The organism is Polyangiaceae bacterium, from assembly GCA_016715885.1.
GTDB lineage: Bacteria > Myxococcota_A > Polyangia > Polyangiales > Polyangiaceae > Polyangium.
Window position 1 is genome coordinate 135,339 of record JADJXL010000028.1, and the last position, 25,243, is coordinate 160,581.

Here is a 25,243-nt window from a genome sequence, read left to right on the forward strand (position 1 = left end):
GTGGGGGCGAAGGCCGGGGAGAGATTCATGATGCTCCCTGATGCAACGGCTCCTTCCGATACGCAACCTGGTCGATCGATGTGGGGCTCGCACTTTTTGCGTGGCATCGCAATCATTGCTAGCTCGAAGGGCGCCGAGGCTGCGCATAATGCCGTTTTTTTCGCGCTCAGAAGTCTGGCATTGGGGGCACGAGGCTTGCTACAATCTGGATTTGGTGATTTGTCCTTCCTCTGCCCCCGTCGATTTTCGCCCCTGCGCAAGGCGTTTGTCACGCTTGCGCGGCTTCACGCTGACTGAAGTGATGGTGGTGGTCTTCATGATCGCGGTGCTCGCGGCCGTTGCTGCGCCGTCGTTCATCAAGGTCATGCGCGACACGAGCCTCAGTCGGCTCAACATGCAATTTGCCGAGATTTACCGCAAGGCATACATCGAATCTGCCGAGCAATCGACGTATCTCGTGAGGTGGACGGGCGGCAATGAACCTAATATTGAATTGGTCAAGGCGACGCTCGATACGCCGTTTCCGACGCTGGTATCGCCGAGGCGTTGCAATGCGATCGATTGGACCGATCCTGCGCATCTGCGACAAGTGCTGAATATCAGAACGAAGTCTATTCCTCAATATGCTTCGGTAGGGTATTTGACCAATACGAACGAAGAAAAACCGAAGGCCGACGTTTGTTATTCTCAGCGTCGAGCCTACGTGCGTTACGATGAAGGGGTATTCACCGACATGCCCGGAGCTGGGAGGATTTACGTAAAAAACCTCCAGTCGAACGTGATGCGTCGCGTGCTCATTCCTTCCTACGGATTGCCGAGGTTGATCCAATGAAGGGTTCACGAGGATATTCAGTCATCGAAGTCATGATGGCGCTCGGCGTTTTGGCCGTCGGGACGACGGGCGTGATTGCGCTGCAAAAGGTGTCGCTCGTCGGAAATACGAACGCTCGAATGGCGGATGCGGCCAGGCAAGTGGCGGGGACGTGGGTCGAACGGCTCAAGTCGGACTCGCTTCAATGGAACGATCCGATGGGCATGCCGGATCTCGCCGATACGCGGTGGCTCAATGTCGCAGGCGTGTACAATGCGCAAAACCCGCCGAATGCAGCGAGTTGGGTGCTTGCGCCCGAGATTCCCAATTGGAGCTCGCCGTTGGCCGACGTTCATGGAGCCGATAGTTTTTCCGGTGCGCCGGTATCGGATGGCGTGTTTTGCACGCATTTACAATTGGCGCGCGCCGTCGAAAAACCCTATTCGCTCGGGGGGCAGACGCATCCCATTGCGATTCGAGCCATCGTGCGCGTGGTTTGGCGTCGCGATCTCTCGCCAATGACGGAATGTCGCACGACGGCCCCGGCGGACATCGAAACCAACGATGGTCGCTACGGCTTTTATTACGTTTCGACGATGATCGGGCAAGAGGAGGCATCGAACTGATGCGTATTTCTCGCGTTTTGAAGGCGCTCTCCGCGCGCTCGCCCGCCAGCGTCTCTGCGCGTGGTTTTACGCTCGTCGAGCTTTTGGTTGCCATTGCAGCCGGATCGCTCGTCGCCACGGCAGCCGTGCTTCTATCGAAAAACGCCGTGCGCCTCTTCCAGGAAGAAGCGCGCATGTCGTACGCTCAAATGGCCGTGGCCAACGGCCTCGGACGGATTGGAATCGACATCGAGCACGCTGGGCGCAATACGACGAAAAACCCGCGTACCGACGTGCGCGTATGCTGGCTCGGCATTGCCGATTGGCCCACCGGAATGCGACGCCTCGCGCCCGTACATATCGAGCTTCTGCCGGATTTGCCGCAGAATGCCGGAAACGATATTCGTAACGAACGCATTACCATCGCCGGCGATATGGATTCGGGCGACAACTGGGTCATGAATACGACCCTGCCTGGTGCGACGGGCGCAACCATCGTCCTGCAACCGCAAAGCCGCGCGGTGCGCCGTTTGACCGCGCTCGCGAATGGCGGCGACATCACGCCGCGTTTACAAGAAATCTTTCGCGCAGGCCGCATCCTGCACATCGAAGGACCGACGAGCGATTATTATGGTCGCATCAAAGGGTTTTCGGTATCGGGCGCTCCCGTCGACGCCATTTCCGTGGCGCTCGAAGCCACACCCACCGTTCCCATGCAGCCGCAAAGCTTGTTGCCTTGTGCCATCAAAGGGTTTGGCAGCGGATTCCCCGTTCACGTCATTTCACGCGTCCGATACGAAGTTCGCTCGGTCGTCAACGACGCCGCTTTCGCCGATTACGTTCAACCCATCAATATGGTCGTCGGGGACGATATTCGCACCGAGCTGATTCGTTCCGAGCTCGCGCCGGACGATACGGTCATGCCCGGAACCGAAGAGCTCATTACCGAGTTTGCCCTGGGAATGCGTTTTGGTCTGACGGCGCTCGCCATCAATTCGCAGCCGGACAATCCCATTCTCGAACGTTTCCCCATTCTCGATCCATCGCCGAACAGCGAAATTTACACGATCGCCGGCCCGGCCGATGTCATTGGCTCGCGGCCTGAAAGCATTCGTTCCGTTCACGTGCGCCTTTCGACGAGGTCGCGTGCACCCGATCGACCCACCGCATTGCCCGGACAAGCAGGGCGTCCTTATCGGTTTTTCGTGAGCACGGCCAAAGGAGCCGAAAAGTTTGCCCGCGTGCGCACGCTCGAGCGTGAGTTCAACCTGGTCAACATGAAGGGAGGATTTCGATGAAATCCCGCATTCGGAATCGCGCAATTCGGAGGCGTGACGAACGCGGCGCGACCGTATTCGTCGTCGTCCTCGTCCTCGCCATGCTCACGGGCATTGGACTCTTTGCCGCGCAGGCCAGCAGCATTGCCACGAGCACCACGGGCGCGGCACGCGTATCGACGCAAAGTCGCTACTTCGCAGAAACCGCCATGAATTCCGTAATGGCCAAACTCTCGCGCGACCTCGGCTCGCACGTCAACTTTCTCGCCAAGCAAAACTCGAAGGTTTGTCTAGGACAACTAGCCGATCCATTTTATCCCCAATGCTCACAGTTTGGCCGGGGATACATCGAGCAAGAGCTCGGCCTCTTGCTGTTCCAGGGGTACGACGAACAAACAGGCGCCCACGGAACGCTCGGACGCATTCCAGACACGAACGCCGACATGCTCGTGGAAATGAATGACCTGTTCCGTGTCGACCGACCCATCAGCGGATTCGATTACACATCGGCCGGCGCAGCCAATGTCAATTTCATGAGCGTCATGCTGCACGGTACGGGTCGCATCCGACAAACCCCGGCCGGTGGCACGGCCAGAACGCTCGCCAATACCACTTTCCGCGCCGAACTCATTGTCGGGCCCGTCGGCGGCCCCTGAGGAATTTCACCATGCGTAATCCCTCCCGAATTCTTTCAGCTTCTCTCACCGCGCTGGCATTGCTTTGTTCGGCATCGATAGCGGGCGCGCAGCTCGACGTCAATCCGCCGCTGCCCAACGTGCTTTTGCTCATCGATACGTCGGGATCGATGGAATTGATGACGACGGGCACGGCGCCCGAAGATGCCGGTGCAGCGTGCATTCCGGGAACGGCCACGCCGCTCAATCGCTGGGCATCGCTCCTCACGGTGCTCACGGGAACGATTCAAAACTTCTCGTGCGTTGCGCAGCCTCGAAATACCACCGAATTCTTGAACGAATATTCGCTTCCCGGCAACGTTCAGCCTCTCGATTACAAATATTACCTCCCATTTCATCGCGTGCTCTCGAATGGCTGCACCTATGGCCCCGGAAATCTGGGCAGCAATTGGTGGGATTGGCCCGCCGATGCAATCAAGTCGCATCCTTGGGACAACCCTTTGGGCACGTGCGCTACGCCCTTCGAACAAGCCAAAGACGGGCTCCTCGACGTGTACAGCGACCGCGTGCGATTCGCCTTGATGACCTTCGATTCGACGCCGAATGCAGGCACCGGCCTGAGCGCCGGGACCATTGCGCACGCGGATGGAGTCAAAGGCAATTGGAGTTATTACCTCAATTGGAACAATGGCGGAGCGGCGGCGAAAGGCAATCCACCCGATTGCGCGCCGTCCGATTTCGAGCTTGGCGCGAGAAACCCGGCCGCACCTCCTTGGGAAGGCCGCCTCATCGGGTTTGGCGGGAGCAACGCTACGACGAACGAAAACGAGCAAAACAATGCGCGCATTCAATCGGCGCTGCTCTCCATGCGCCCGTATGGCGCGACGCCGCTCGCAGGGCAAATGGCCGACGCCAGGACGTTTTTGCTCGAGGACATTTCGACCGATCCGGCCAATCCCAGCGAATACTTCGGCCCTTCGAAAGATCCGTATTACCTCGGCGGTTGTCGCAATCAATTCATCATCGTGCTCTCCGACGGTGAACCGAATTTGGATCTGCGCGACGATTGCGCCGCGGGCAATGGTCAATGCCCATTCCCCAGACCGCACGAAATCGCCCACGAGCTCGCCACGATGTCGAATCCGATCCGCACGTTCGCCGTCGGTTTCGGTTTGTCGCAATCCAACGGCGTAAAATGCAGCGACCTCACGCCGGCACAATTGACGGATGCGAACGGCATTTGCGCAACGGCCACGGGGCCGCTCAAAGCCTGCTGCAACCTCGCGCGCATTGCGTACGAAGGCGGGACCGACCGCGCGTATTTCGCGGACGACTTGCCGACATTGAAATCCGTGCTCGACAGCGTCTTGTCGATTGTCGCAGCCGGCAGCACCACGCGTACGTTCCCCACGTTTTCCGGAGCCGGCACGGCGGCTGCCCAAGGCAACGCATCGGCGTCGGGTTACCAATTCAATACCTCCTTCAATGCAGCGCCGGGCGCGCTTTGGAGCGGCAACCTCGAACGCAAGCGGTACGTCTGCGAAAATCAAAATGGCGTGCTCAAACCCGTCTTGGCCCCCATGGACCCCGCCAAAGGCGACGATTTCGGGGCAAACCTCAATACGAACAATCCGACGCGCAAGTTCTTCACGGTCATCGGCACCGAAGTCGGCGGATTCGTTCGCTCGAAGAGGTCCATTCGGCCAAACCTCACGAGCGACGATGGATTGGGCCTTTATGGTGGCTCGGTGACGTCATTGCTCGAAGGCTCGAGTTTCGCCTCGACGCTCGCTTCTCAGCCCAAAGCGCTCGAAATCCCCGCGTCTCCCGTTCCCGAGCAATGCAAGGCCATCGCTGGCGCGGGCGCCACCGCTTCGTCCTGCGCCGATACCACGATTCGTTGGGAAGTTGGTATGCCCGGCGTCCCGCAGAGCCGCGATGGCAACGCGTTCGGAAGCATTTACCATGCAGCGCCCGTCATGGTTGGCACGCCAAACGGATACTTGCGTGACGAATCGTATGCCGCCTTCGCGGCCGACCCGGTCATTCAAAAGCGGCCGCTCATGTTTTACGCGGCCACCACCGACGGACAGCTGCACGGCTTCAAAGTCGCAGCCAACGACCCGAGCGACCTGCTCCCAACCGATCAATTGCGCAACAACGAGCTTTGGTCGTTCATCCCGCCTTACGTATTGCCCGGCATTTTGCCCACCTACGGTCGTCAAGCACTCCTCCTCGATGGTAGTTTGATCGCAAAGGATGTCGTTTTCAGCCGCACACGCGCGCAAGCCGAAGGTGGAGCCGTCGGCGTCAATTGGCGCAGCGTCGTCGTCGGATCCGGCGGCGCAGGCGGCGGGTTTTATTATGCGCTCGACGTGACGGACCCTGCGGCGCCGCAATTTTTGTGGCAACTATCGACGAATACCGCGGGCGAACCGCTCTTCGCCAACAAAACCGTCAAACCAACCATTACGACCGTCGCCCTCGACGATGGCAATCAAGACGTGCGCGAAGTGGCCGTCGCCATTCTTCCCGGCGGCGCAACACCGCTCGCGACAGGCACATGCGGCCGCATCACCGCGGGCTCGACCGTTTGGTCACTCGATAAATTCCAACCGAAACTCGGCGGCGGCTCCGTGCGCTGTTGGCACGATGCCACGAATAAAGTTGGTCCCGCCCGTTCGCTCACGATCGTGCGTATCGACAATGGCGAAATCATCATGAATTTCCGCGGCGCTGTCGATGATGGCCCGGCACTTCCGGCCACCAAAGTCAAAACGGGCGTATTCGATTCGCCCGTCACCGGCGTTCCCGTGGCTTATCCTTCGCAAGCGGGCCAAGTATCCGATCGAATCTACGTCGGCGATGCCGATGGCGCATTGTGGCGCGTCGACATGCGCGATCCCAAACCGGCCAATTGGACCGTCGATCTCGTGTGGGATTCGTATTCGATGAGCAATGACGCGGTCGCCCATCGTCAGCCCATCGAAACGCCGCCCATTCCCACGGTCGATGCCATTGGCAATCCTGTCATCCTCATATCGACGGGTGATCAAGAGACGTTCACCAAGAGCACCAATGTCCGAACCAAGCTTTGGTCCATCAGCGAGACCAGAGAAAACGGCGTTTTGGTCACGAAATCGAATTGGGTCATTCCGTTCGAGAATGGCATTCGCGTGACCGGCCCCATTTCGCTCTTCAATGGCGCCGCATATTTCTCCACCTTCACGCCCACCGGCACGCAGCTCAATAGCTGCTCCGACGGGTTTGGCTCGATCTGGGGCGTCGACTTCTTGAAGGCGAACAATTGCGGCGACAACGCTCCGACGCCGCCCACGGATTGGCCTTGCGCAAGATTCGTGCAAGACCCCATCAACAATCCCGCAGCCTTGTCGTTCTTCGAAGACCAACCGCCAGGCGCCGCGTTATTCGGTGTCTCCGTCGCGCAAACGCCAAACTGCTACGAAGAAGTCACCTATCCCGATCCATACCTCGGTTCGTTCACGTCGGTTGGCAATTCGACCGCCGGGCAATTCCAATTGGTTTACCAAACCGGCGAGCCAGCGGGCGGAAATGGCGGCCCCTCCAAGACAAACTCGGTCACCAAACCGCTTCCACCTCCGCGAACATCCGTGCGTATCGATTCTTGGGGCTTGGTTCTCGAATGAAGCTCATTGCCATATCCCTCTTCCTCGCCGTTCTGCTTCCCGCTTGTCGAGAAGAACCCAAGCAGCGTCCGGCCCCACCCGTCGCGCCTGCTCCCCCTCCACCACCGGATCAGCTTCGTCCCGGCGAGCTTGCCGAAGGCACCGTCGACGCCTTCGGCATCAAGCTCCCGCGCGTGATGAACGTGGACACGCGCTTTCCAGACGCCGTCTTCGCCAGCGCCGACGTACCCGCCAAAAACGTCGTCAACTACGTGCGCGAACGCGTCATCGCCGAACGAGTCACCACCTTGCCGACGAAAACCGTGTTCGAAGGAGCGACGTCCAAGGCCGCGCCCACGCACAAGCTTCGCATCGAAGTCATTGCGCATGGCTCGACGCGCACCAACCTCGTCGTGCGCGACGAAACACGCCCTCCCGCCAAACCTGGACTCACCGAAGAAGAGCGCTGGCGACAAGTCGGCATGACACCGCAAGGCGAGCTCATCGACCCCTCCCATCTCAACTGATCTGCCTGCCCGCCTGTGGCGTTCACGACGCATGCCGCTTTTGGCCGCGCGTTTGCCCCACGACGCAGTGCGGCCACGACATGAACGCGCATAGAGCATCGACTTCGCACTCGATTCGGACTACATCGCCCGACGTGTCGACCTCCGCCGTAACTCCTGCCGAACTCCAAAAGACGCCCCTCCATGCCGAGCACGTTGCGCTCGGTGGACGAATGGTTCCGTTCGCTGGCTGGGAAATGCCGGTGCAGTACTCGGGCATCACCGAAGAACACCGCGCCGTCCGTAGCGCTGCGGGCATCTTCGACGCCTCCCACATGGGCGAGCTCATCTTGAGTGGCGAGCACGCCATGAGCGTCGTCAATTATTTGATCACCAACGATGTCGCTCGACTCGTCGACGGCCAAGCGCTCTACACCGTCGCTTGCAACGATACCGGAACCATCCTCGACGATCTCATCATCTACCGCATCTCGCAGACCAAGTGGCTCGTCGTCTGCAACGCATCCAATCGCGAAAAGATCGCCGCGCACTTCCGCGCCGCAGCGGAGAATCACTGCGACTTCGAAGACGCTTCGGACAGGACCGCCCTCATCGCGCTCCAAGGTCCCAAGGCATTCGAAGTGCTCGCCCTCGCCGGCGGAGACGGCCCTGCGCTCGCAGAATTGCCGTCGTTTCACTTCCGCGACGTGTCGCTCGCCAACGTGCATTGCACCGTTGCACGCACCGGTTACACCGGCGAAGACGGCGTCGAAATCTTCTGCCCCACCGACGGCGCCGTGCAGATCTTCCGCACCCTCGTCGCACTCGGCACACCACTTGGACTGCTCCCCGCAGGCCTCGCCGCTCGCGACACCTTGCGCCTCGAAGCGCGCCTATCGCTCTACGGCAACGAGATCGACGAAACGACAAACCCACTCGAAGCGGGTCTTGGTTGGGTCGTGAAGTTTTCCAAAGGAGACTTCCTCGGTCGCTCGGCGCTCGAACGCATCAAGGCGGCAGGTTTGTCCCGGAAGCTCGTGGGCTTCGAAATGGTCGGTCGAGGCATCGCGAGGCACGGTTACCCGCTGCTCAGCAAAGAAGGCGTCAAGGTCGGTGTGTGCACCAGCGGCGGCCCAGGGCCCACCGTCAACAAGAACATCGGCCTTGGGTATCTCCCCGCGCCCATGACCGAAATCGGAACCCAATTCGTCGTCGACTGCCGCGGTCGCTCGGTCGAAGCAGTCGTCGTCAAAACACCCTTTTACAAGCGTTCGTGAACTGAGAGGAGGTGCTCGTCATGGCAACGGATGTACGTTCGGATCGTAGGTACACAAAGGATCACGAGTGGGCGAAGCGGCAAGACGACAAGGTGTACATCGGCGTCACCGCGTTCGCCGTCGATCAGCTCGGCGACATCACGCTCGTCAACATCGACGTCAAGCCCGGTGAAGTCATCACCGCGGGCAAGGCGTTCGGCACCATCGAGAGTGTCAAGACGCTGAGCGATCTCTTTGCGCCCATCAGTGGCAAAGTCGTGCACATCAACGACAAGCTCGAAAACACGCCCGAGCTCGTCAACGAAGACTGTTACGAGAAGGCGTGGATGATTGCGCTCGAGCCGTCGGATCCGAACGAGCTCGACCAATTGCTCGATCACGGCGCCTACGAAGAATTGCTGAAAACGGCCGCTCACTAGCCCATCGCCAACATCTGTTCCATCTCTCCAACGCCATGCGCTACCTCCCCCACACCTCCGAGGAGATCGCTTTGATGCTCGAGGCCGTTGGCCTTTCGTCGCTCGAAGCGCTCCACGCCCCGATCCCCGAACGCGCACGCCTGAAGAAGCCTCTCGACATGCTTCCGGCGATGGACGAGCCGTCGCTCATGCGGCACCTCGAGGAGCTGGCCGGGAAAAACCGTGCCGCCTCCATGCTCTCGTTCCTCGGCGCCGGAGCCTACGACCATCACTTCCCGCCTGCTGCCGATCAGCTCCTTTTGCGCAGCGAGTTCTACACGGCGTACACGCCGTACCAACCCGAAGTCGCGCAAGGCACGCTGCAGGTCATCTACGAGTTTCAGACGATCGTCAGCGAAATCTTCGGCCTCCCCGTTGCCAATGCATCCATGTACGACGGCGCCAGTGCCGCGGCCGAAGCTGTCCTGATGGCGCGAAGGCTCGTCGGTCGCGAGCACACGGTCATTTCGGCAGGTGTGCATCCCGAATACGTGCAGACCATCGAAACGCACGTGCGGCAGATTGGGCACGGCACGAAATCGCTGACGATGGTGCCCGTTGCTGCGAATGGTTCCGCGGACATTGCGGCGCTTTGCGCGGCCGTGACGAATGAAACGGCGTGCGTGGTCGTCGGTTATCCCAACTTCTACGGTTCGATTGCGGATTTGCGCGAGCTCGCCAAAGTCGTGCACGAAAAAGGCGCGCTGCTCATTACGACGACGCAGGATCCCTTTGCATTGGCGCTGCTCGAGCCTCCCGGGGCATTCGGCGCGGACATTGCCGTGGGAGAAGGTCAGCCGCTTGGATTGCCTCCTCAATTCGGAGGTCCGGGCGTTGGGCTTTTTGCGTGCCGAGACGATCGCAAATACCTGCAGCAAATCCCCGGCAGGTTGGTCGGAGAAACCGTCGATAAAAATGGCAATCGCGGGTATGTGCTCACGCTTGCCACGCGTGAACAACACATTCGTCGCGATCGCGCGACGAGCAACATTTGCACGAACAGTGGTCTATGCGCGACGGCGATGACCATCAAAATGTGCATGCTCGGCAAAAAAGGTTTCATCGAGGCTGCGCGTCAATGCCTCGCCAAGGCCGAGTACCTGAAAACGAAGATTGCCGACTTACCGGGGTATTCGCTGCCGCTCGGAGCGCCGACGTTCAATGAATTCGTCGTGCGGGTGCGTGGAGGCTCCGCGCAGAAGCTTTGCACGGCGCTTGCGGAAAAAGGCATCATTGCCGGTTTCGACCTCGGTCGATTCTTCAAGGACCGCCAGAGCGATTTGCTCGTGGCGGTCACCGAGCGCCATACGCGTGAGGATTTGGATCGATTCGTCGACGCGCTCGCGGCGTATTCCTGCCTCACCCCCTAGCCCCCTCTCCGCAAGCGGAGAGGGGGAACATGCCTCACCCCCTAGCCCCCTCTCCGCAAGCGGAGAGGGGGGAATGAGCCTCCCCCTCTCCCGATAGGGAGAGGGGGTCGGGGGGTGAGGTCTTCTCCCCCTCTCCCGATAGGGAGAGGGGGTCGGGGGGTGAGGCAATCAAAACCTCGCCCACGGCCCCGTCAAACGCGCTTCGGCCGGCGGAATCTTATGCGCCGGAGATGGGTTTGGCCAGACATCCAGCAATACTTGCCGATACACCGTCAGGCGCAAGAAATCGATCCCTGCAATGGCGCCGAATCCCATCGTATCGTTCGTCGCGTAGATGCCATGAACCGATAGCGAAAAGCCCAGCGGAAAGCCAATCGTCAGGCTCCCCGTGATGCCTCGCGAATACGATCCCCATAGCCGCTGGAAATACCCCACATCCAGTGCGGCGCCGAAGCGTGATGCCTGAAAGCCATGCGTTGCGGCACGAACCATCAGGGCTGCGTCGGGTCCGAGCCCAAAAACGGACGTGAAACGGAAAAGCCCTCCCAGAATGAACTTCCCATCCGGATTGGTCCCCATGCCGACGTCGAACGACATGGCGCCGCGCGGGGTCAGCTCTTCGGTGCCTTCCTTCAGCATCAGCGCTCCGCCGCCCGCAAAGGTCCACGCCGACGCATCGGCCCAGGCCGCGGCAGGAGCGGCGAGCAGGGCGCAGGTGATGCCTAATCCGATGAAGCTAGCTTTCGTTCGCACGGCCGGGCACGTACCACGTTTTGACGACGAGGGCATCATCGATGATGCGCCGCGAGAGGCTTCACCAGCTCAGAGCTTCGGGAACGTCGCGGAAAAGTTTTCTCAGGGAGGGGATGACATCGTGTTGGCGCTTCATTTCCGACCACACCGTGGGATGCCCACGCCCGCGGATGTGTTTCTCGATGGACCGAAGTTTTACGAGCGACGCGCCCTGATCACGATCGGCTCGATATTGTTTCAGTTGCGCGAGGTAATCCTTGAAAGCCTCACGTCGGGCCTTGGGGAGATAATCACGAGAATTGAGGCGGAGGGTTTTGATGGTGTAATACGCCCGTTCATACTCGATGGTGTCAGGCTTGTGCCGAGGAACGAAAAAAAACGTACTGCGAAGCTCGAGTGACAAGAGCACACACGGGTCTTCTGCGCGAGGATCGATGAACACTGGCGCCCCAGCTCGAGGTGGCGCGATGGGATCGTTCCTCTTGCGCCTCACATCGACGAGCTGCCCCGTGCTTTGATCGAACACCGCGTAATGATTGTTTTTCGGCCCATTACAAGGACCGCATGCATACACATAATTCAACCAAACGAATGCTGCTTCGGGATAGAGGTTCTTGGGTTTGATGTGCTCGACCTCGTCGGCAGCCGAATCCTCGCAGTACGCACACCGCTGCGCACCCGAGCACATTTTTGTCAGGGCATACTTGATCGCATCGAACGTCTTGTTGCCTTTGCAATTGTACCTGTCAAAATCGGTTTTCGCGCGCTCGACTCGCTCTTGATAATCCGCAGCTCCATCGATTGCTCGTTGGTATTGCTCGAGTTGCTTCTGCGCTTGCCGAGGCAACGTCCGATCCGGCCACCGAATCATTCGTCATCCTCCGGCATCGCAGAGGCAGCCGTGGGGAGAATTGCGCGCAGTTTCCTTTGCTCTTGCCGTTCTGCTCGCGTCAACCCCTCCGTGAGCTCCTTTTGGTTCAGCATGGCGAGTCGTTCGAGCATTTCCAGCGCCTTGTCCGATTGCGCTGCGACATCACCGAATGCTCCCGTGCCATAAGCATCCAAAACATTACCGTAGAGAAGCCTGTCCCGCTCGAGCCCGGTCACCATTGCCGGCTTTTCTTCACTTCCTGGTCGAGGAAGCCGAAAAATGCTGCCCTTGTAGGCGGATTGGCAAACGAGCGGGCTATGCGTGGTCACGATGAACTGAATCATCGGAAAATGATCGCAAAACCATTGCCCAATGCGGCGTTGCCATGTTGGATGCAGGTGCGCATCGATCTCGTCGACCAATACGACGCCGGGAACGACGATCTTGGTGGGATCGTCTTTGGCAAAAATAGCATCTGCACCATAGGTTGCCGCAAGTTGCCGAATCAGCTCGAAGGTCATGCTGAGAATCGAGCGATACCCGTCACTCAAGCTCTCGACATCCACCTCGCAGCGATTGCCGTCGACGAAGCGAACACCTTTGGAGGACACGGATTCGAGTCGTGTGTCGTGCGGCAGAAAATCGCTTTGGTTGACGAATTTTTTTACGGGTTCGAGCAAATCGCCTTCCGGATCGCCTTCGAGAAACTTATAGTGCAAGTTTTTGAGCCATACTAGGCATTCGCTCAACGCAATCGATTCACCAAAAACCGACAAATGCCGTGCTAGTTTTGGATTCGAATAGAAAAGTTTCTCTTGATCCTTGTCGCCACCACTGAAGCGGCGGAATGGGCCATATGATGCGGAAAACCATCCTGCACCTGGTCCCCACACATGACGATCGGCTGCTGGTATTACATCAGGCACGTGCAGTACCACAGTTGCAGGATCCGCACGCATAATTGCCAGAGTCAAATTGACATTTTGCTTGGTTGGCGATGGCTTATTCCCCTTGCCGGAAAATCTGTCAAACTTTGGCTCCCAGTCAACGGCAAGCCAAATCTCACCCTTATTCGTTCCTCGCTTCAGCCAATCATTCCAATCCTGCCGGAGCGCAGGTGCCTCACGAGGTCCCACGAGCGCCAGTGCAATTGCGCGAAGCACGGTGCTCTTCCCTGCCCCGTTATCACCAATGATGACGTGCCATCCCGCCGCATCATCTTTCGAGACTTCCCACATGAGATGCTCGATGGAGCGGATGTTTTCGATCCCGATTTTCTTCAGGTACACGCGGAACCTCGATGCTCCCGTCCAGAACCGCGTGCGGTGTACCAGAAATAAACCTTGACGGGAAGCCAAGATGCACCGCTCGAGCTCTTCCTTCGCTCATCACGACCTCCTCCACATGCCCTCGACCCCATAGCCCACCTAATCGCGACCTCCTCCACATGCCCTCGACCCCATACCCCACCAAGTCGCGACCTGCTCGACATGCCCTCGACCCCATAGCCCACCAAGTCGCGACCTGCTCCACATGCCTTCGACCCCATACCCCACCAAGTCGCGACCTGCTCGACATGCCTTCGACCCCATACCCCACCAAGTCGCGACCTGCTCCACATGTCTTCGACCCCATACCCCACCAAGTCGCGACCTGCTCGACATGCCTTCGACCCCACTTCGTGTAGATCAGCACACGCATGTCGATTCCTGTTGATTCGTCCGCACTAGTCGTGGCAACGTGCGCATATGCGAAAGCTAACCATTGACGACCTTTACCTGGGTCTCAAGGATCTCCTGACCACTCGCCGCGTGGACCTCGAAGCGTCCGCCATTGGCTTTGTGTACGTTCCCCAACTCACTGCCCGTACCAAGCAACTCGAGGACGTGACCGAGCGACGAACGACGCGCGCCAATGTCACGGAGCTTGCGGATGCGGACGGTACGCACGATGGGTTTGGGCAGGGTATTTGGCTTTATACCGAAGCGGTGCTCGTGACGCCGGGCATGTCGGATGCGGCGCGGAATGCGGCATTGCGGGTGCGCGAAGTGTTCATTCCGGAGCGCAGCGTTCTTGGGGATACGTATGCGGAGGAAGCGGCGCGGGCGAAGCGGAATCGGCCCAAGGTCGCGGAGCTCGAAGGGGATTTGAAGAGCTTGCCGGTGCCGGATGGCAAAACGCTCCTCGATTGGGTCAATGGGTTCCTCGATGCGGGAGATTCGCTGGACAAGCTCTTGAGCGATCGTTCGACGATTGAAGCTGCGGCGACAGGCACGGCGGCGGCGACGCTTCGAGCGAATACGATTGGGCTCTTGCGACGGCTCCGAGATGCTCTCAGGGACGAAGTTGCGGCGAATGCGTCGCTTCCGCGGGATTTGGAGCAGCGCGTATTCGCGTACATCGATGAATTGGCGGATCGACGCGAGAAGAAAGTGAAGAAGGCGCCCGGGGCGGGTTGACGAGGCTGTCGAGCACGTTCGATTATCGGGCGAGACCTGTACGAATTTCGGAAAGATGACGCTCGAACGCAATGATGCTCTCGGCAGGTGCATCGCCTGTCCTATAGGGTGATTCACCAGCGAGCTTATCGAGACGTTCGCGGTCGAGGGGGGCTTCAGCGAGGATCCTCATGATGTGATCGCGATCGGACGGCTCGAATCGTTCAAGCTTGGCGATGAGCACATCGTGGGGATGCGGCACGAAGATCGTAACAGCAGGCGCTTCAGGTACCGAAATTCGCAATGCTCGTTCTCGCCAGGTACGAGGCCCCGCAAATGTCTCCGGCCCAAGCACCTCGACGTATGCATCGTGCCGCTCATGGTACCATGACAATTCGCCCATCAAAGCTTCGACGGTTTCGCCACGGTCAGATGGAGTTATCCAAACGTCAACGTCACGCGACGTGGGCGCGTCCTGCAACCAGAACGCAAGGGACGCACTACCAAAAACTACGATTTCGCCTGATTTCACGAGCCGCGCGACGTCAATGACGATGCGGCGAACTGCGGTCGGATGAACCATGATCGAAGATCCGCGAAAGGGTGAGACCTCAATGTACTCCCAAGCGCGAGTCGATTTCCAGTTCTTGCATGCCAATGAGAGCGAAGCACATCCAGTGGTTCGTCCGAGCTGAACCATTCGCATAAAACCGAGATTGCATCGATGACCGCTGGTGCAAACAATCCCGTCGCGGGCGGCGGAGCGCCCAGGGCGCCTGCCCAGATCCATGGAATCGCGGTCCACAGATCATCCGGCGTGACCGTAAGCTCGGGATGCAAGCGTGTGAGCACGACTGACTTGTAGCCCTCATCGTGTTCTGCAAGGCGAAAACCTTCGCGGCAAAGCTCGGCAAGACGAATCTCCCTTTGTGCCAAGGCTTCGCGACCATCGATCATGTGCACGATGATATCGCGTCGATATCTTTGCAGCAAGCATGCACCCGAGGACGGCCCGTACGAATTCATGAAGGTGCCGAGCCTCGCCGATCGCTTGCCACCGCCGTCGCGAGCATCCACGCCACGAGCGACATCGCCGCAAACTTTTGCAGGCTCGGAAGCCACGCCGAGCTGATGGCCTGCCCCGAAATCACGTGCGCCGCATAAAGCGCACCGTCCACCGATACGAAGAGCACCGTCGATAGCGCGAACATCGAGGCCATTCGCGGCGCGCTTTTCGTCATGGCCAATGCAGCCGCAGCAAGCCCACCCGCAAGGAGACCAGGCACCCCCGCAACGAGAATGAGCAGCGGATGAAGAATGCCGTATTGTTGCGACGAAACGAGCGGCACGAGCATCGCAGCCGAAGTCGACAGAACGCCCAATACGAAAACGACGTTGGCCCATCGCGGGCGAGCATGTGCAAAAAGGCGCGTCACGAGCAGCCAAAATGGAAATAGGCCCAGAGTGAGCATCATCATGCCGCTTCGAGCAAACACGACGCCGGGATTTTGCTGACCGTTCAAGGCTTTGGGGGCTGTCAGGTCGCAGAAAAAATTACGCAAGAAATCGTGCCCGGGCGCGAGCGGATCGAGCCACGTGCCTCCTGGATAGAGCGCCATCGCGATACCGACGAGCAGCACGAACGCGAGCATCGTGGCCATGACGAGAATCGACGCAGCTCGATGGATTCGCGGAGGCTTTTGGGCTGCGGGCGTGGGCATCCTCGCCGAGCACTGTAGCTTGGTCGGGGCGTTTCATCATCAAAAATGGCGCGCGTCTTTGCCTGTCGAGACGCACCGTGCCAGCATGCGCGTCATGCGAACGATTCTGGTTTTCCTCGGTGTCTCGATGCTTGCCGGATGCGGCGGAGCAAACGAGGCAAAGCCCGTCGCCCAGGCAGCGACCAAGCCCATCGATACGCGTGACTTTTTCGGTGAAGCGCGGGGCTGCTTTTCGATGCGCGAGCTTGGCAATGGCGAAACGTTCGAGATGGGTGGGGACGAATGCGGCGAGCGATCCTTGCCGGCATCGACGTTCAAGATACCGAATGCGATCATCGCACTGGATACGGGCGTCTTGAAGGACGAAAAGACCATTTTGAAATGGGACGGCAAGAAGCGCTGGAATGACAATTGGAATCGCGATCATGCCTTGCCGACGGCGATGTGGCATTCGGTGGTTCCGTTTTTTCAAGAGATTGCAACGCAGGTGGGTGCCGAGCGTTATCGGACGTATCTATCGGCATTCCATTATGGCAATGCGGATCCTTCGGGGGATGTGACGCTGTTTTGGCTGGAGAACGGGCGCCTTTCCATATCGCCTCGGGAGCAGGTTTCTTTTTTGGCATCGATGTACGAAGGGAAGCTGCGCGTGTCGACGCGAGCGGTCGATTTGGTAAAAGCAACGTTGGAATTGCGGGGCGAGGCGAAGGAGCACGTGCGTGATCGATTGCCGTTCGTGGATCGGATTGCTGAAAACGTGGTGCTGAGTGGCAAGACGGGAAGCGCAATGCCCGACAGTGGGGAGATCGGTCCATTGGATGTGGTGGGTTGGTTCGTGGGAGCTGTGGAGCGAGATGGTCGGAGGTGGGTATTTGCGTGTCGTTTGCGGTCGGGAGATGGAAAGAAGATTGGGACGGAGGCGGCGAGAATTGCATATGAGATATTGAAGTCGCGGGGGATGGTGTAAAAGAACAGCACAACTTTCCCTTGTCTCCATTTGCCATCGTCTTCCTGCACCCAGCATCGCCCACCCGAGTCTGCTCGATACATTTCCTCCACGGCGTCGGGTGATTCCGTTATACTCGGTCGCCGCTAGAGGAGGTTGACATGTCGCTTTCGTATAAATGGCTTGGTTTCGTCGGCTTGTTGGGGTTCGTCGTGTCCGTGGGTTGCAGTGCGACTTCCGGCACGGGGACGTTTGGAAATGTGGGCGGTGGCGGCGCGGGCGGAGAGGGCAATTCGGGGCAAGGAAATAGCGGGAACGATGGTAGCGGAGGCGACGGGGGAAGTTTCATCCCGCCCACGGACGGTGGCGGAGGCGGGCCGATCGACGATTGCAGCGACGAAGCGAAGCTGGTGTACGTGTTGTCGGATGCGAACGAGCTGTATAGCTTCGATCCGCCTGCGAAGCTGTTCACGAAGATCGGCAATCTCAATTGCAATACAGGCTTGTCGCCGAATTCGATGGCGGTCGATCGCAATGCGGTTGCATGGGTGAATTATGTGGACTCCTTCGATTCGCAGGGAGTCATTTTCAAGGTGAGCACGAAGGATGCGAGCTGCGATGCGGCGCCGACGGTGCAACTGGTGTCGGGATGGGCGCGCATCGGCATGGGATTCTCGAAGGACGCCGATGGAATGGGCGAGACGCTTTTCGTGAGCGGGACGAGCGGGACGGGGATTGGGAAGATCAATGCGATGAACACGCTGAATCCGATTGCGGGTTTCTCGCCGGGAGCATTCACGGGGCAAAGCGCGGAGCTGACGGGTACGGGCGACGGGCGGCTTTATGGGTACTTCACGACGACGCCGGTGCAAATGGGTCAGATCGACAAGGCAACGGGTGCGGTAACGAATCCGAAGGAAATCACGGGACTGCAAACGCCGTCGGCGTGGGCATTTTCATTCTGGGGCGGGTCGTTCTACCTGTATGCGGCGTCGGGCTTCCAGAATTCGAACGTGACGAAATACGATCCGGTCGCGGGGACCATCGACAACTTTTACATGACGAACGTGGGATTCCGGATCGTGGGCGCAGGCGTTTCGACGTGCGCGCCGCTCATCGAACCGCCGCCGAAATGAGCGCGGGTGGCATTCAATCCCGCAACAGCCACGCGTGATGATGCCGCCAGGCATTCGCAACAGCCGTGATTCGAACGCGGTCCCCGCCCCTCACATCCGCCAAATCAAAAATCACTTCGCCCCACGATTCGGCAATTCGTGCACCAATTGCACGCTCTTCGCGGAAAACCACTTCATCCGAGCGCAATAGCTCCACGCGAATGGTGGCAGGAGCATCCAAATCGGTGCGCAAGACGAGGCGCGCGGGTCCAGGCGATATCGATGAGGACAACGTGAAGGCTTCCGTGCGGCCCTCGGGAATGATGCGGCCTGCGTCGTAACGTTTTTGGCGTTGGGCATCCTTCCACGCGGTGCCGATGATCCAGCCGCCTTGGGGCCGCGGGAAAGCATAACGGTGCGCCCGTTCGCTCACGAGGTCCCCGACGTCGATTTCGTCGATCACACCGGGCCTTGCTTCGTCGCTTTTTGCGAGCGTGGACCAATCGGCGGCATAAACGACTTTGTCGGGCGCGGCGCACATGACGTTGTCGTCGATGTGGACCGAAAACAATTCCTTTCCAAACGATTGCGCGATGTCCGGCCACCAGGACGGATAAATGGCCAATACATCGGGCCTTTCGGTTTCCGGCAATCGTTCGATGAGCTCGATGACCGCGGGGACTCCATGCACGGAAGCTCGGGCAAAGGGGAAATCGTGATAGCCGCCGAGTCCCAAGCCATCGAGGGCTGGCAGGCCAGAAAAATACGGAATGGCGCCCGCGTCACCCAGAAAGACGCGGCGCGGTTTGGGGATTTGCTCGCCGAGACGTCTTCCGACGACGACTTGTTGGCCTTCGATGTTGGCGGATGCGCGGGCGAAGTGATCGATTTGACGGGCAAAGTGCCGAGCTGGAGCAGCTACGACGACAATGCCCAAAACAATCGCTACAAGGTGCGTCGCTCGGCCGTTTCCCGCGAGCGCTCGAAGGCCCATTGCGGCAGCCATGAGAATGGCGAGGAGCGAAGGCACGGCATAACGGAGGTTTTGATAACGGGCGGTGGTATTGAGCGAGACGAGCAGGAGCATGCCGACGGCGCCGAGGACGAGTGGCGATGCTGCAAGACGCATGCGTCGCGATGCGATTGCAATGAGCGCCAAGGCAAGGGCGCCGAATGAAAAGGGGGCGCCTCCAAGGGCTGCGTCGAAGGCTTGGGTGCGCAATACGACGAGGTTTTTGAGGACTTCGATGGCCGATTCTGCGGGTGTGATGTAGGGGTTGGTTCCGACCAATTTGCGGACGGCGCCGGCTTGGCTAGCTTCGGATGTCAATAGGAGGTTTGCACTTGCTTGGGCCGCGAGAAAGGCAAACATGGGACCGAGCGCGCGCAGGAGGGATGCGATGGTGCCGAGCGACCGAGCAGCGTACACGATTGCAATGCCCATGGGGCCGGCAATGGCTGCGGCTTCTGGGCGCGTGGCGACGAGGAGGGCGCCCCATAGACCCGCTTTGAATTGTGCGGATGCTCGGAGCGATGGTTCGATTGTAGTGGCCTTTTGTGCGGATACGACGAATCGACCAAGAACTGCGGCGAAAAGAGCGGTTTCCATGCCAGAGTAAAAACTCCAATCGGCGAGGGGCACGGATAACAAGAGGAGGGGAACGAGGCATAGGATGGTTTTGGGGGACGGGCCGAGGAATTTGCGAATGGAGCGGCAGGTGTCCCAGAGACAGAGGCAGGTGATGATTGCGGCGAACCAGGCGAGGTTGTCGCCGCGAAACCCGAGGAGCCAACCGGGGGCGAGGACGAGGGGGTACGTGAGGCTGGTGCCGCCGGACGAGTAGCCATTGCCGATGGACCATTCGAAGGGGTGTCCGAGGGCAGCGGAGCGGGCGAAGGCGAAGTGGATGTAGACGTCGTCGAGGGGGACAGGGAAGTGGCCGCCGGTGCGTGAGAAAGCGGGTAGCCAGAAGGCGAGGCCGACGGCGAGGACAACGAAGGCGGCCCAGAGGTCGAGGGGGAGGGAGGTACGACTCCAAGTCTTATTTGTCGAAGGACCGCCAGACATACAGAACGGAAATGAGTCTTTCACGGCGATCTAAAACAATGCGCACGGTATATGTGCCTACACGTAGCCATGCTCCGGTCGGATCATTGGGAATGCGTTCGAAGTCTCCTTCTCCCGTGGCGGCAAAGCGCATTAACGCTGCATCGACACGGGCAGCATCGCGCCAAGGTATCGCACGAAGCGCTCCTTCAGCGACAATGGACCAGCTCAGCCGCCACGTTCGCATCTTGCGGCAATCTCGGCACTCACGACGTGCGCCGGCCGGAACGGTCCTCGTTTTGCTTCATCGGCAAGCCTGCGCTGCTCGTCGGTCTCGTCTTCCTTCGCGAACGGCGCACGCTCGAACGCAGCCCAAACGGGATCGATTTCGTCATCTTCCAAGGGAAGAAGCTCCGCAACACTCGAGCGACGAGGACCCATGACCCCGACACTACCACTCCATGAGGTCGTCTGTCGAGACGAAAAGCTTTTGGGACAAACCACGTGCACAACGCCGTAAGCATGCCCCCGTTCGAAAGAACTTCTGCAACATGAGCGGCCGATTGTCTCGGCGCGGAGTATGATGCGCGCATGGCAACGGAAATCCGAGACGCGGAAGATGCATCGCACTGGGATGCAGTGGAAGAAGCGACCGAGCTGATGAACGAAGGCAAGTTCGTCGAAGCGCTCGTGGTGCTACGCGACGTGATCAAGCGCAATCCGAGAAACGCATATGCGTACAACTTCCTCGGCGGTGCGCTTTACGAGACGGGGCAGTTCGAAGCGTCGCGAGATGCGTACCGTGCAGCGCTGCGGCTGCGGCCGGGTTACTTGGGGGCGCGGGTGTCGCTTTCGCACGTGCTGCGCAAGCTCGGTGATGCGCAAGGGGCGCTTTCGCAGGCGAACGAGGCGCTGCGACAGTTTCCGGGAGACGGTGACGCGCTTTATGCCGCAGCTCTTGCGAATGCCGCGCGAGGTAATCGCAAGACGGCCAAAAAGCAACTCCAAGGGTTCCTGGCCACGAACCCCGAATTGGAAGCTCAACTGGAAGTGGAACAAATCCTCGCAATGCTGGGTATCGATGATCAGAATGGCCCGGTCGAGTTCGAATGACGAACCTCCGTTCGAGATGAAACGGCGGATGATACCCTTGCAAGGGTACGTAAAAGCTTCTACCCTACCACAATGCGGCTTACAAAAACTTCGCTTGTCGTCGTATCGCTCTTGTCGCTGATGATCGCCGCTCGTGCGGAAGCCAGGCCGTTTCGCGTGGACGATATTCCGAACGGGAGCAAGTTTACGTGCTTGAACTGCCATGGGGATCTCAAGGCCAGTTACAACACGGATTTCGGATCGGACGCGCGGAATTTTTTGATTCCGGTGGGAGCCGTATCGACGCAGCACGTGGATTGGACACCTCTGTGCGCGCTCGACTCGGACAGAGACGGGTGGACGAATGGGCAGGAATTGGGAGATCCGGATTGTGTTTGGAAGCCTGGGGATCCTGATCCGAAAGGGTTCTTGACGAATCCTGGCGTGTATGAATCTGCGCCGCCGCCTGTTTGCGGCAATGGAGTGCTCGAAGCGAACGAAGCGTGTGACGGCACTTTGTTTGCAGAAACGAATTGTGCGTTCGTGGGAGCGGGTGAAGGGATGCTTGGATGCACGGCGGATTGCGAGTTCGATTATGGTGGGTGTTCGACGCCTCCTGATGGGCCGCCCAATCCGAATGAATCGGGCGGAGGCGATGCAAGCATCGAAGGGGGATGCAGCATGTCGAGCGCGGGTGCGTCGGATGCATCAGGGTGGGGGTTGTTCGTGGTCGTGGGCATGGGACTTGCGGCGAGACGCCGCCGCGTGCGCGTACGCGGCCGCGTGGGATGATTGTCAGCCGTTGCCGCGGGTGCGACAAGCTTCGGCGAGGGCTGTTGCGCCCGCAGCTTCGGCGGCGCGCGCGGCGGCGCGAAATGCCGCAGCGCGCTCGATGGCCTCGGCACCACGTCGCGCAGATCGCGTGCGCATGTCGGCATATTGTTCGAATGCGCGGAGCGCACCCTCTTCGTCACCGTCACGCGCCCGCAAGTCGCCGAGCGTGAGGGCTGCGAGGGCCGCATCTGCTTCATTTCCAGGGTAGAACGCCGACGAGAGGACATGCGCGAGGGCGCCGGCATTGCGGTCGGCAATGGCCTTTTTTGCGAGCAGCTCGGGGGCCGGTCGAGGATCGACGAGGCCCATGCGTAATTCGAGATAACCTACGATGTCGAGGGAAATGCGTCTGAGCGATTCGAGGCCATCGGTGGGGGCTTCGAGGACGCCGCCGCCTGCGCGTAAACATTGGCGATCGATGTCCCGAACGATGACCAAATCGTCCCGTTCGCCGATGACGAAGAGGTCGGCAGCCCACGCCAAGGACTTTTCGTCGCGGAGCCATTGGGTGGATATGCCGGATTCTGCGCGTCCTAGAATGCGCGTGCCATCGTCGAGCTGGATGCCGTCGCAAGCCGCATGAAGTGCCGCGATGTCGTCGGGAGGATCGAATTCGAAGGGCCAGGTCGCCTCCGCATTTGGCCGTTTTGCGACCAAACGCGGAGATGCGAGGATATCGGCCAAACGCCGGGCGTAGTCGTTCATCAAAATTGCTTCAGCATGGCGACTGAGTCGTACCCGAGGGTTTGGATGAACGTGTCTGCCTGGGCTCGGGCGCCGGGCACATCGAACACGACGAAATGCCCATCGGAACCCTGAGGTGCCCATTGGGCAACGCCACCGGTCGCCTGGCCACTGGCGAGGTTATTCGAGAGCCCATTCGCAGGCAGATACACGATTCCCGGTCCGCCGGACCATACCATTTCGGGGATTTCGCGCTGCAGCGAATTGCCGATGAGCGGCAGACCCATGGCGACGGCATGCATTTCGATGCCATCGGGCGGCGAATAACTATCTCCGAGGCCGTCCCCATTGACGCCCACGGTCATGTAAATGCTCTTCGGAGCCATACCGCCGCGGGGTTCTCGAACGATGTAGCGTGCGTAATGGATGGGATCGGTGACGTCGACGAGCATTTGCGCAAAAGAAAGCGCCGGGTGGAACAGGTCCACCTCTTCGAATTCTTCTGGACGAAGCCCGAGCATGACGGATTTGACGATGTCGGCCACGGACGGGGGTGGTGCGGTTTTTTGCGTGAGCGTGATCGACATGATTGCGCCCGAGCCGGAGAGCACGCCTCCGAGCGCTTGGTCATCCGCGGCGAGGAAGAGAGGCCCATTCAGGCCGCCCTGGGAGTGGCCGAAGAACGTGACGCGGGTCGGGTCGAACCGAATGGTATCGCCCCAAATGGAGACGGCGGCGGGTATTTCGATTTTCGTTTCGGTGAAGAGGCGTGCGCGCTGGACTTCGTCGAGTGCCGATTGACGATTGCTCGTGCGGGCAGCGATGACGTTGTCGACGTTGAAGAAGCGCAGTGCTTCGGCATTTTCCGCGTCGTCGGGGGGCGATCCCGGGCGTTTTCCGTGGAAAATCTGATCGACGCCCATGGACGCAATGCATTTCGCGGCCAAGCTTCTGGCCGTTCCATCGCGCGCGTAGCTGCGATAACTTCCACCCGTGCCGTGTGCGTAGAGCGCGATGGGATAACCATTTTTCGGCGGAGGGCATGCATCCGACGTTGGTATCGTGAGGGAAAATCGGAGGTCGAACGTATCGACGATGGCGGGCGCGCCATTTTCATAATGAAAGCCACCGCCGTCTTTGGGGCTTGCGAAGGGAAGAATTCCCTCTTGGTAATTGGGAGAGGGACCGTATACCCCGGTGTATTCGGCTGAAACGTCGCTCGTGGCGACGATGCGCCATCGGGTGGGATCGACATTCGGCGCCGGCGCATTTGCGCGCAAGTGATCGCGCAGGGCAAACAGCTCTTCCGTCGGGTCGTTGGTCGTGAAAACGGCGAGATGAACGATTCGTTGACGTGTGACCCCGGCCTTTTCAATTTCGAGGACCGCTGGTTCGAGCGCCGTATGAACGGCTTCGGTCGCCGACCGGCTGGCAGGTTTTTCTCCCAATGCCTCCGCCAAGTCTTGGCTTTTCACGAGGGGCCCGCCGTACGCATTGCGAAGTTTGTCCGTGACGACGAAGGCATACCGCGTGCGTGGGCGCAGGGGAAAACCAGGGGATGGCATGAACGCCAATGTATTTTCCGGATAATAAATACCCTTGGCAGAACGGAACTTGAGGGAGACTGGATTTCGCTTGCCATAATCCGGGGAGGCCGGATCGATATCGATGAGCTGGACGGATGCATCGGCCGCTAGTGTCGCATCGGGCATTGGCAACGAGCCGTCGTCGAGTGGTCCGTCAAAACGAACGAATCCCGCAGCGGCAGGGGAGAAGCCATCGAGCTTTCCGTCCATATACTTGACGTACGACGCGATATTTCCCGAGAAGCGAGGATCGGGGAAATGGGTGAGTTTGACCTTGCCACCGTCGAGACGCAGATCGCTCGGCCAGGGATGGTCGAAGAATTCGGTAAAACCAGGCTCCGCTTTGACGGAACCAAGCTCCGAAAGGGGAAGCTCGGCTTCCGGCTCGCCTGCGGCGGCAATCCAGATGGCGTTGGACCGCGCCGCTGGTGGCTCGGGCGGTTCACCGCAACCGACGAGGCCGATCCCGAGAAGCAAAGCAAGTGTGCAAGAAATATGAATGCTGGAGCGCATGCGCCCATTATTGCATCCTTTATTGCTCCGCGATGGAAAGCCCAATGTCACGATTCC

The 25,243-nt window shown here is 59.4% G+C and carries 23 protein-coding genes; 14 read left to right on the forward strand and 9 right to left on the reverse strand.

Annotated features, from left to right (window positions below; translation table 11 throughout):
• Positions 1–274: 274 nt before the first annotated feature.
• From IPM54_41790 to gcvPA, 9 genes are all read left to right on the forward strand, one after another.
• Positions 275–832, forward strand: a complete 558-nt coding sequence (locus IPM54_41790) for a prepilin-type N-terminal cleavage/methylation domain-containing protein (GenBank protein MBK9266307.1) — start codon at positions 275–277, stop codon at positions 830–832.
• Complete coding sequence (locus tag IPM54_41795) at positions 829–1,437, forward strand: prepilin-type cleavage/methylation domain-containing protein (protein MBK9266308.1); 609 nt, start codon at positions 829–831, stop codon at positions 1,435–1,437. Before IPM54_41790 ends, IPM54_41795 begins: the two co-directional genes overlap by 4 nt.
• Positions 1,437–2,714 carry a prepilin-type N-terminal cleavage/methylation domain-containing protein gene (locus tag IPM54_41800; GenBank protein MBK9266309.1) on the forward strand — a complete coding sequence of 426 codons (1,278 nt, stop codon included), beginning with the start codon at positions 1,437–1,439 and terminating at the stop codon, positions 2,712–2,714. The genes IPM54_41795 and IPM54_41800 overlap by 1 nt, the downstream gene beginning before the upstream one ends.
• Entirely contained in the window at positions 2,711–3,349 is a 639-nt protein-coding gene (locus IPM54_41805) for a pilus assembly PilX N-terminal domain-containing protein (GenBank protein ID MBK9266310.1), read from the forward strand. Before IPM54_41800 ends, IPM54_41805 begins: the two co-directional genes overlap by 4 nt.
• Positions 3,350–3,360: 11 nt before the next feature.
• Entirely contained in the window at positions 3,361–6,996 is a 3,636-nt protein-coding gene (locus IPM54_41810; GenBank protein ID MBK9266311.1) for a hypothetical protein, read from the forward strand.
• Positions 6,993–7,502, forward strand: a complete 510-nt coding sequence (locus IPM54_41815) for a hypothetical protein (GenBank protein ID MBK9266312.1) — start codon at positions 6,993–6,995, stop codon at positions 7,500–7,502. The genes IPM54_41810 and IPM54_41815 overlap by 4 nt, the downstream gene beginning before the upstream one ends.
• 134 nt (positions 7,503–7,636) lie before the next feature.
• Complete coding sequence (gene gcvT, locus IPM54_41820; protein MBK9266313.1) at positions 7,637–8,758, forward strand: glycine cleavage system aminomethyltransferase GcvT; 1,122 nt, start codon at positions 7,637–7,639, stop codon at positions 8,756–8,758.
• Between the two features lie 20 nt (positions 8,759–8,778).
• A complete protein-coding gene (gene gcvH, locus IPM54_41825; protein ID MBK9266314.1) occupies positions 8,779–9,177 on the forward strand; it encodes a glycine cleavage system protein GcvH in 399 nt (132 codons plus the stop codon).
• Between the two features lie 35 nt (positions 9,178–9,212).
• A complete protein-coding gene (gcvPA, locus tag IPM54_41830; protein ID MBK9266315.1) occupies positions 9,213–10,586 on the forward strand; it encodes an aminomethyl-transferring glycine dehydrogenase subunit GcvPA in 1,374 nt (457 codons plus the stop codon).
• A gap of 168 nt (positions 10,587–10,754) precedes the next feature.
• Here the strand turns inward: gcvPA and IPM54_41835 are convergent, their stop codons facing one another.
• The 3 genes from IPM54_41835 to IPM54_41845 form a co-directional block, all read right to left on the reverse strand.
• A complete protein-coding gene (locus IPM54_41835; GenBank protein MBK9266316.1) occupies positions 10,755–11,339 on the reverse strand; it encodes a hypothetical protein in 585 nt (194 codons plus the stop codon).
• 61 nt (positions 11,340–11,400) lie between these two features.
• The gene (locus IPM54_41840; GenBank protein ID MBK9266317.1) at positions 11,401–12,210 is read right to left on the reverse strand and encodes a hypothetical protein; all 810 of its coding nucleotides are present in this window, start codon (positions 12,208–12,210) and stop codon (positions 11,401–11,403) included.
• Positions 12,207–13,499, reverse strand: a complete 1,293-nt coding sequence (locus IPM54_41845) for an AAA family ATPase (protein ID MBK9266318.1) — start codon at positions 13,497–13,499, stop codon at positions 12,207–12,209. Before IPM54_41845 ends, IPM54_41840 begins: the two co-directional genes overlap by 4 nt.
• 459 nt (positions 13,500–13,958) lie before the next feature.
• Between IPM54_41845 and IPM54_41850 the strand changes: the two genes are divergently transcribed.
• Positions 13,959–14,669: a hypothetical protein gene (locus tag IPM54_41850; GenBank protein MBK9266319.1), complete on the forward strand. Its 711-nt coding sequence runs from the start codon at positions 13,959–13,961 to the stop codon at positions 14,667–14,669.
• 22 nt (positions 14,670–14,691) lie between these two features.
• Here IPM54_41850 and IPM54_41855 read toward each other — a convergent pair whose 3' ends face one another.
• Entirely contained in the window at positions 14,692–15,231 is a 540-nt protein-coding gene (locus IPM54_41855; protein MBK9266320.1) for a hypothetical protein, read from the reverse strand.
• Positions 15,232–15,670: 439 nt separating this feature from the next.
• Complete coding sequence (locus IPM54_41860) at positions 15,671–16,309, reverse strand: hypothetical protein (GenBank protein ID MBK9266321.1); 639 nt, start codon at positions 16,307–16,309, stop codon at positions 15,671–15,673.
• On the opposite strand from IPM54_41860, the gene IPM54_41865 reads away from it, so the two are divergent.
• On the forward strand, positions 16,308–17,336 hold the full coding sequence (locus IPM54_41865) for a class D beta-lactamase (GenBank protein MBK9266322.1): 1,029 nt from the start codon (positions 16,308–16,310) through the stop codon (positions 17,334–17,336). The two genes, IPM54_41860 and IPM54_41865, sit on opposite strands and share 2 nt — an antisense overlap.
• A gap of 140 nt (positions 17,337–17,476) precedes the next feature.
• A complete protein-coding gene (locus IPM54_41870) occupies positions 17,477–18,451 on the forward strand; it encodes a hypothetical protein (GenBank protein ID MBK9266323.1) in 975 nt (324 codons plus the stop codon).
• 13 nt (positions 18,452–18,464) lie between these two features.
• Here IPM54_41870 and IPM54_41875 read toward each other — a convergent pair whose 3' ends face one another.
• Together IPM54_41875 and IPM54_41880 are read right to left on the reverse strand one after the other, a co-directional pair.
• Positions 18,465–20,039, reverse strand: coding sequence for a hypothetical protein (locus IPM54_41875; GenBank protein ID MBK9266324.1), 1,575 nt, complete (start codon positions 20,037–20,039; stop codon positions 18,465–18,467).
• A 666-nt stretch (positions 20,040–20,705) separates the two neighbouring features.
• Positions 20,706–20,918, reverse strand: a complete 213-nt coding sequence (locus IPM54_41880; GenBank protein MBK9266325.1) for a hypothetical protein — start codon at positions 20,916–20,918, stop codon at positions 20,706–20,708.
• Between the two features lie 150 nt (positions 20,919–21,068).
• Here IPM54_41880 and IPM54_41885 point away from each other — a divergent pair, with 150 nt between their 5' ends.
• Together IPM54_41885 and IPM54_41890 are read left to right on the forward strand one after the other, a co-directional pair.
• Positions 21,069–21,590 (forward strand): tetratricopeptide repeat protein, encoded by a 522-nt coding sequence (locus IPM54_41885; GenBank protein MBK9266326.1) that lies wholly within the window; start codon positions 21,069–21,071, stop codon positions 21,588–21,590.
• A 72-nt stretch (positions 21,591–21,662) separates the two neighbouring features.
• Complete coding sequence (locus IPM54_41890) at positions 21,663–22,361, forward strand: hypothetical protein (GenBank protein ID MBK9266327.1); 699 nt, start codon at positions 21,663–21,665, stop codon at positions 22,359–22,361.
• A 3-nt stretch (positions 22,362–22,364) separates the two neighbouring features.
• On the opposite strand, the gene IPM54_41895 is transcribed toward IPM54_41890, so the two are convergent.
• Together IPM54_41895 and IPM54_41900 are read right to left on the reverse strand one after the other, a co-directional pair.
• Entirely contained in the window at positions 22,365–23,108 is a 744-nt protein-coding gene (locus IPM54_41895; protein ID MBK9266328.1) for a hypothetical protein, read from the reverse strand.
• A complete protein-coding gene (locus tag IPM54_41900) occupies positions 23,108–25,186 on the reverse strand; it encodes a hypothetical protein (GenBank protein MBK9266329.1) in 2,079 nt (692 codons plus the stop codon). Before IPM54_41900 ends, IPM54_41895 begins: the two co-directional genes overlap by 1 nt.
• Positions 25,187–25,243 lie beyond the last annotated feature (57 nt).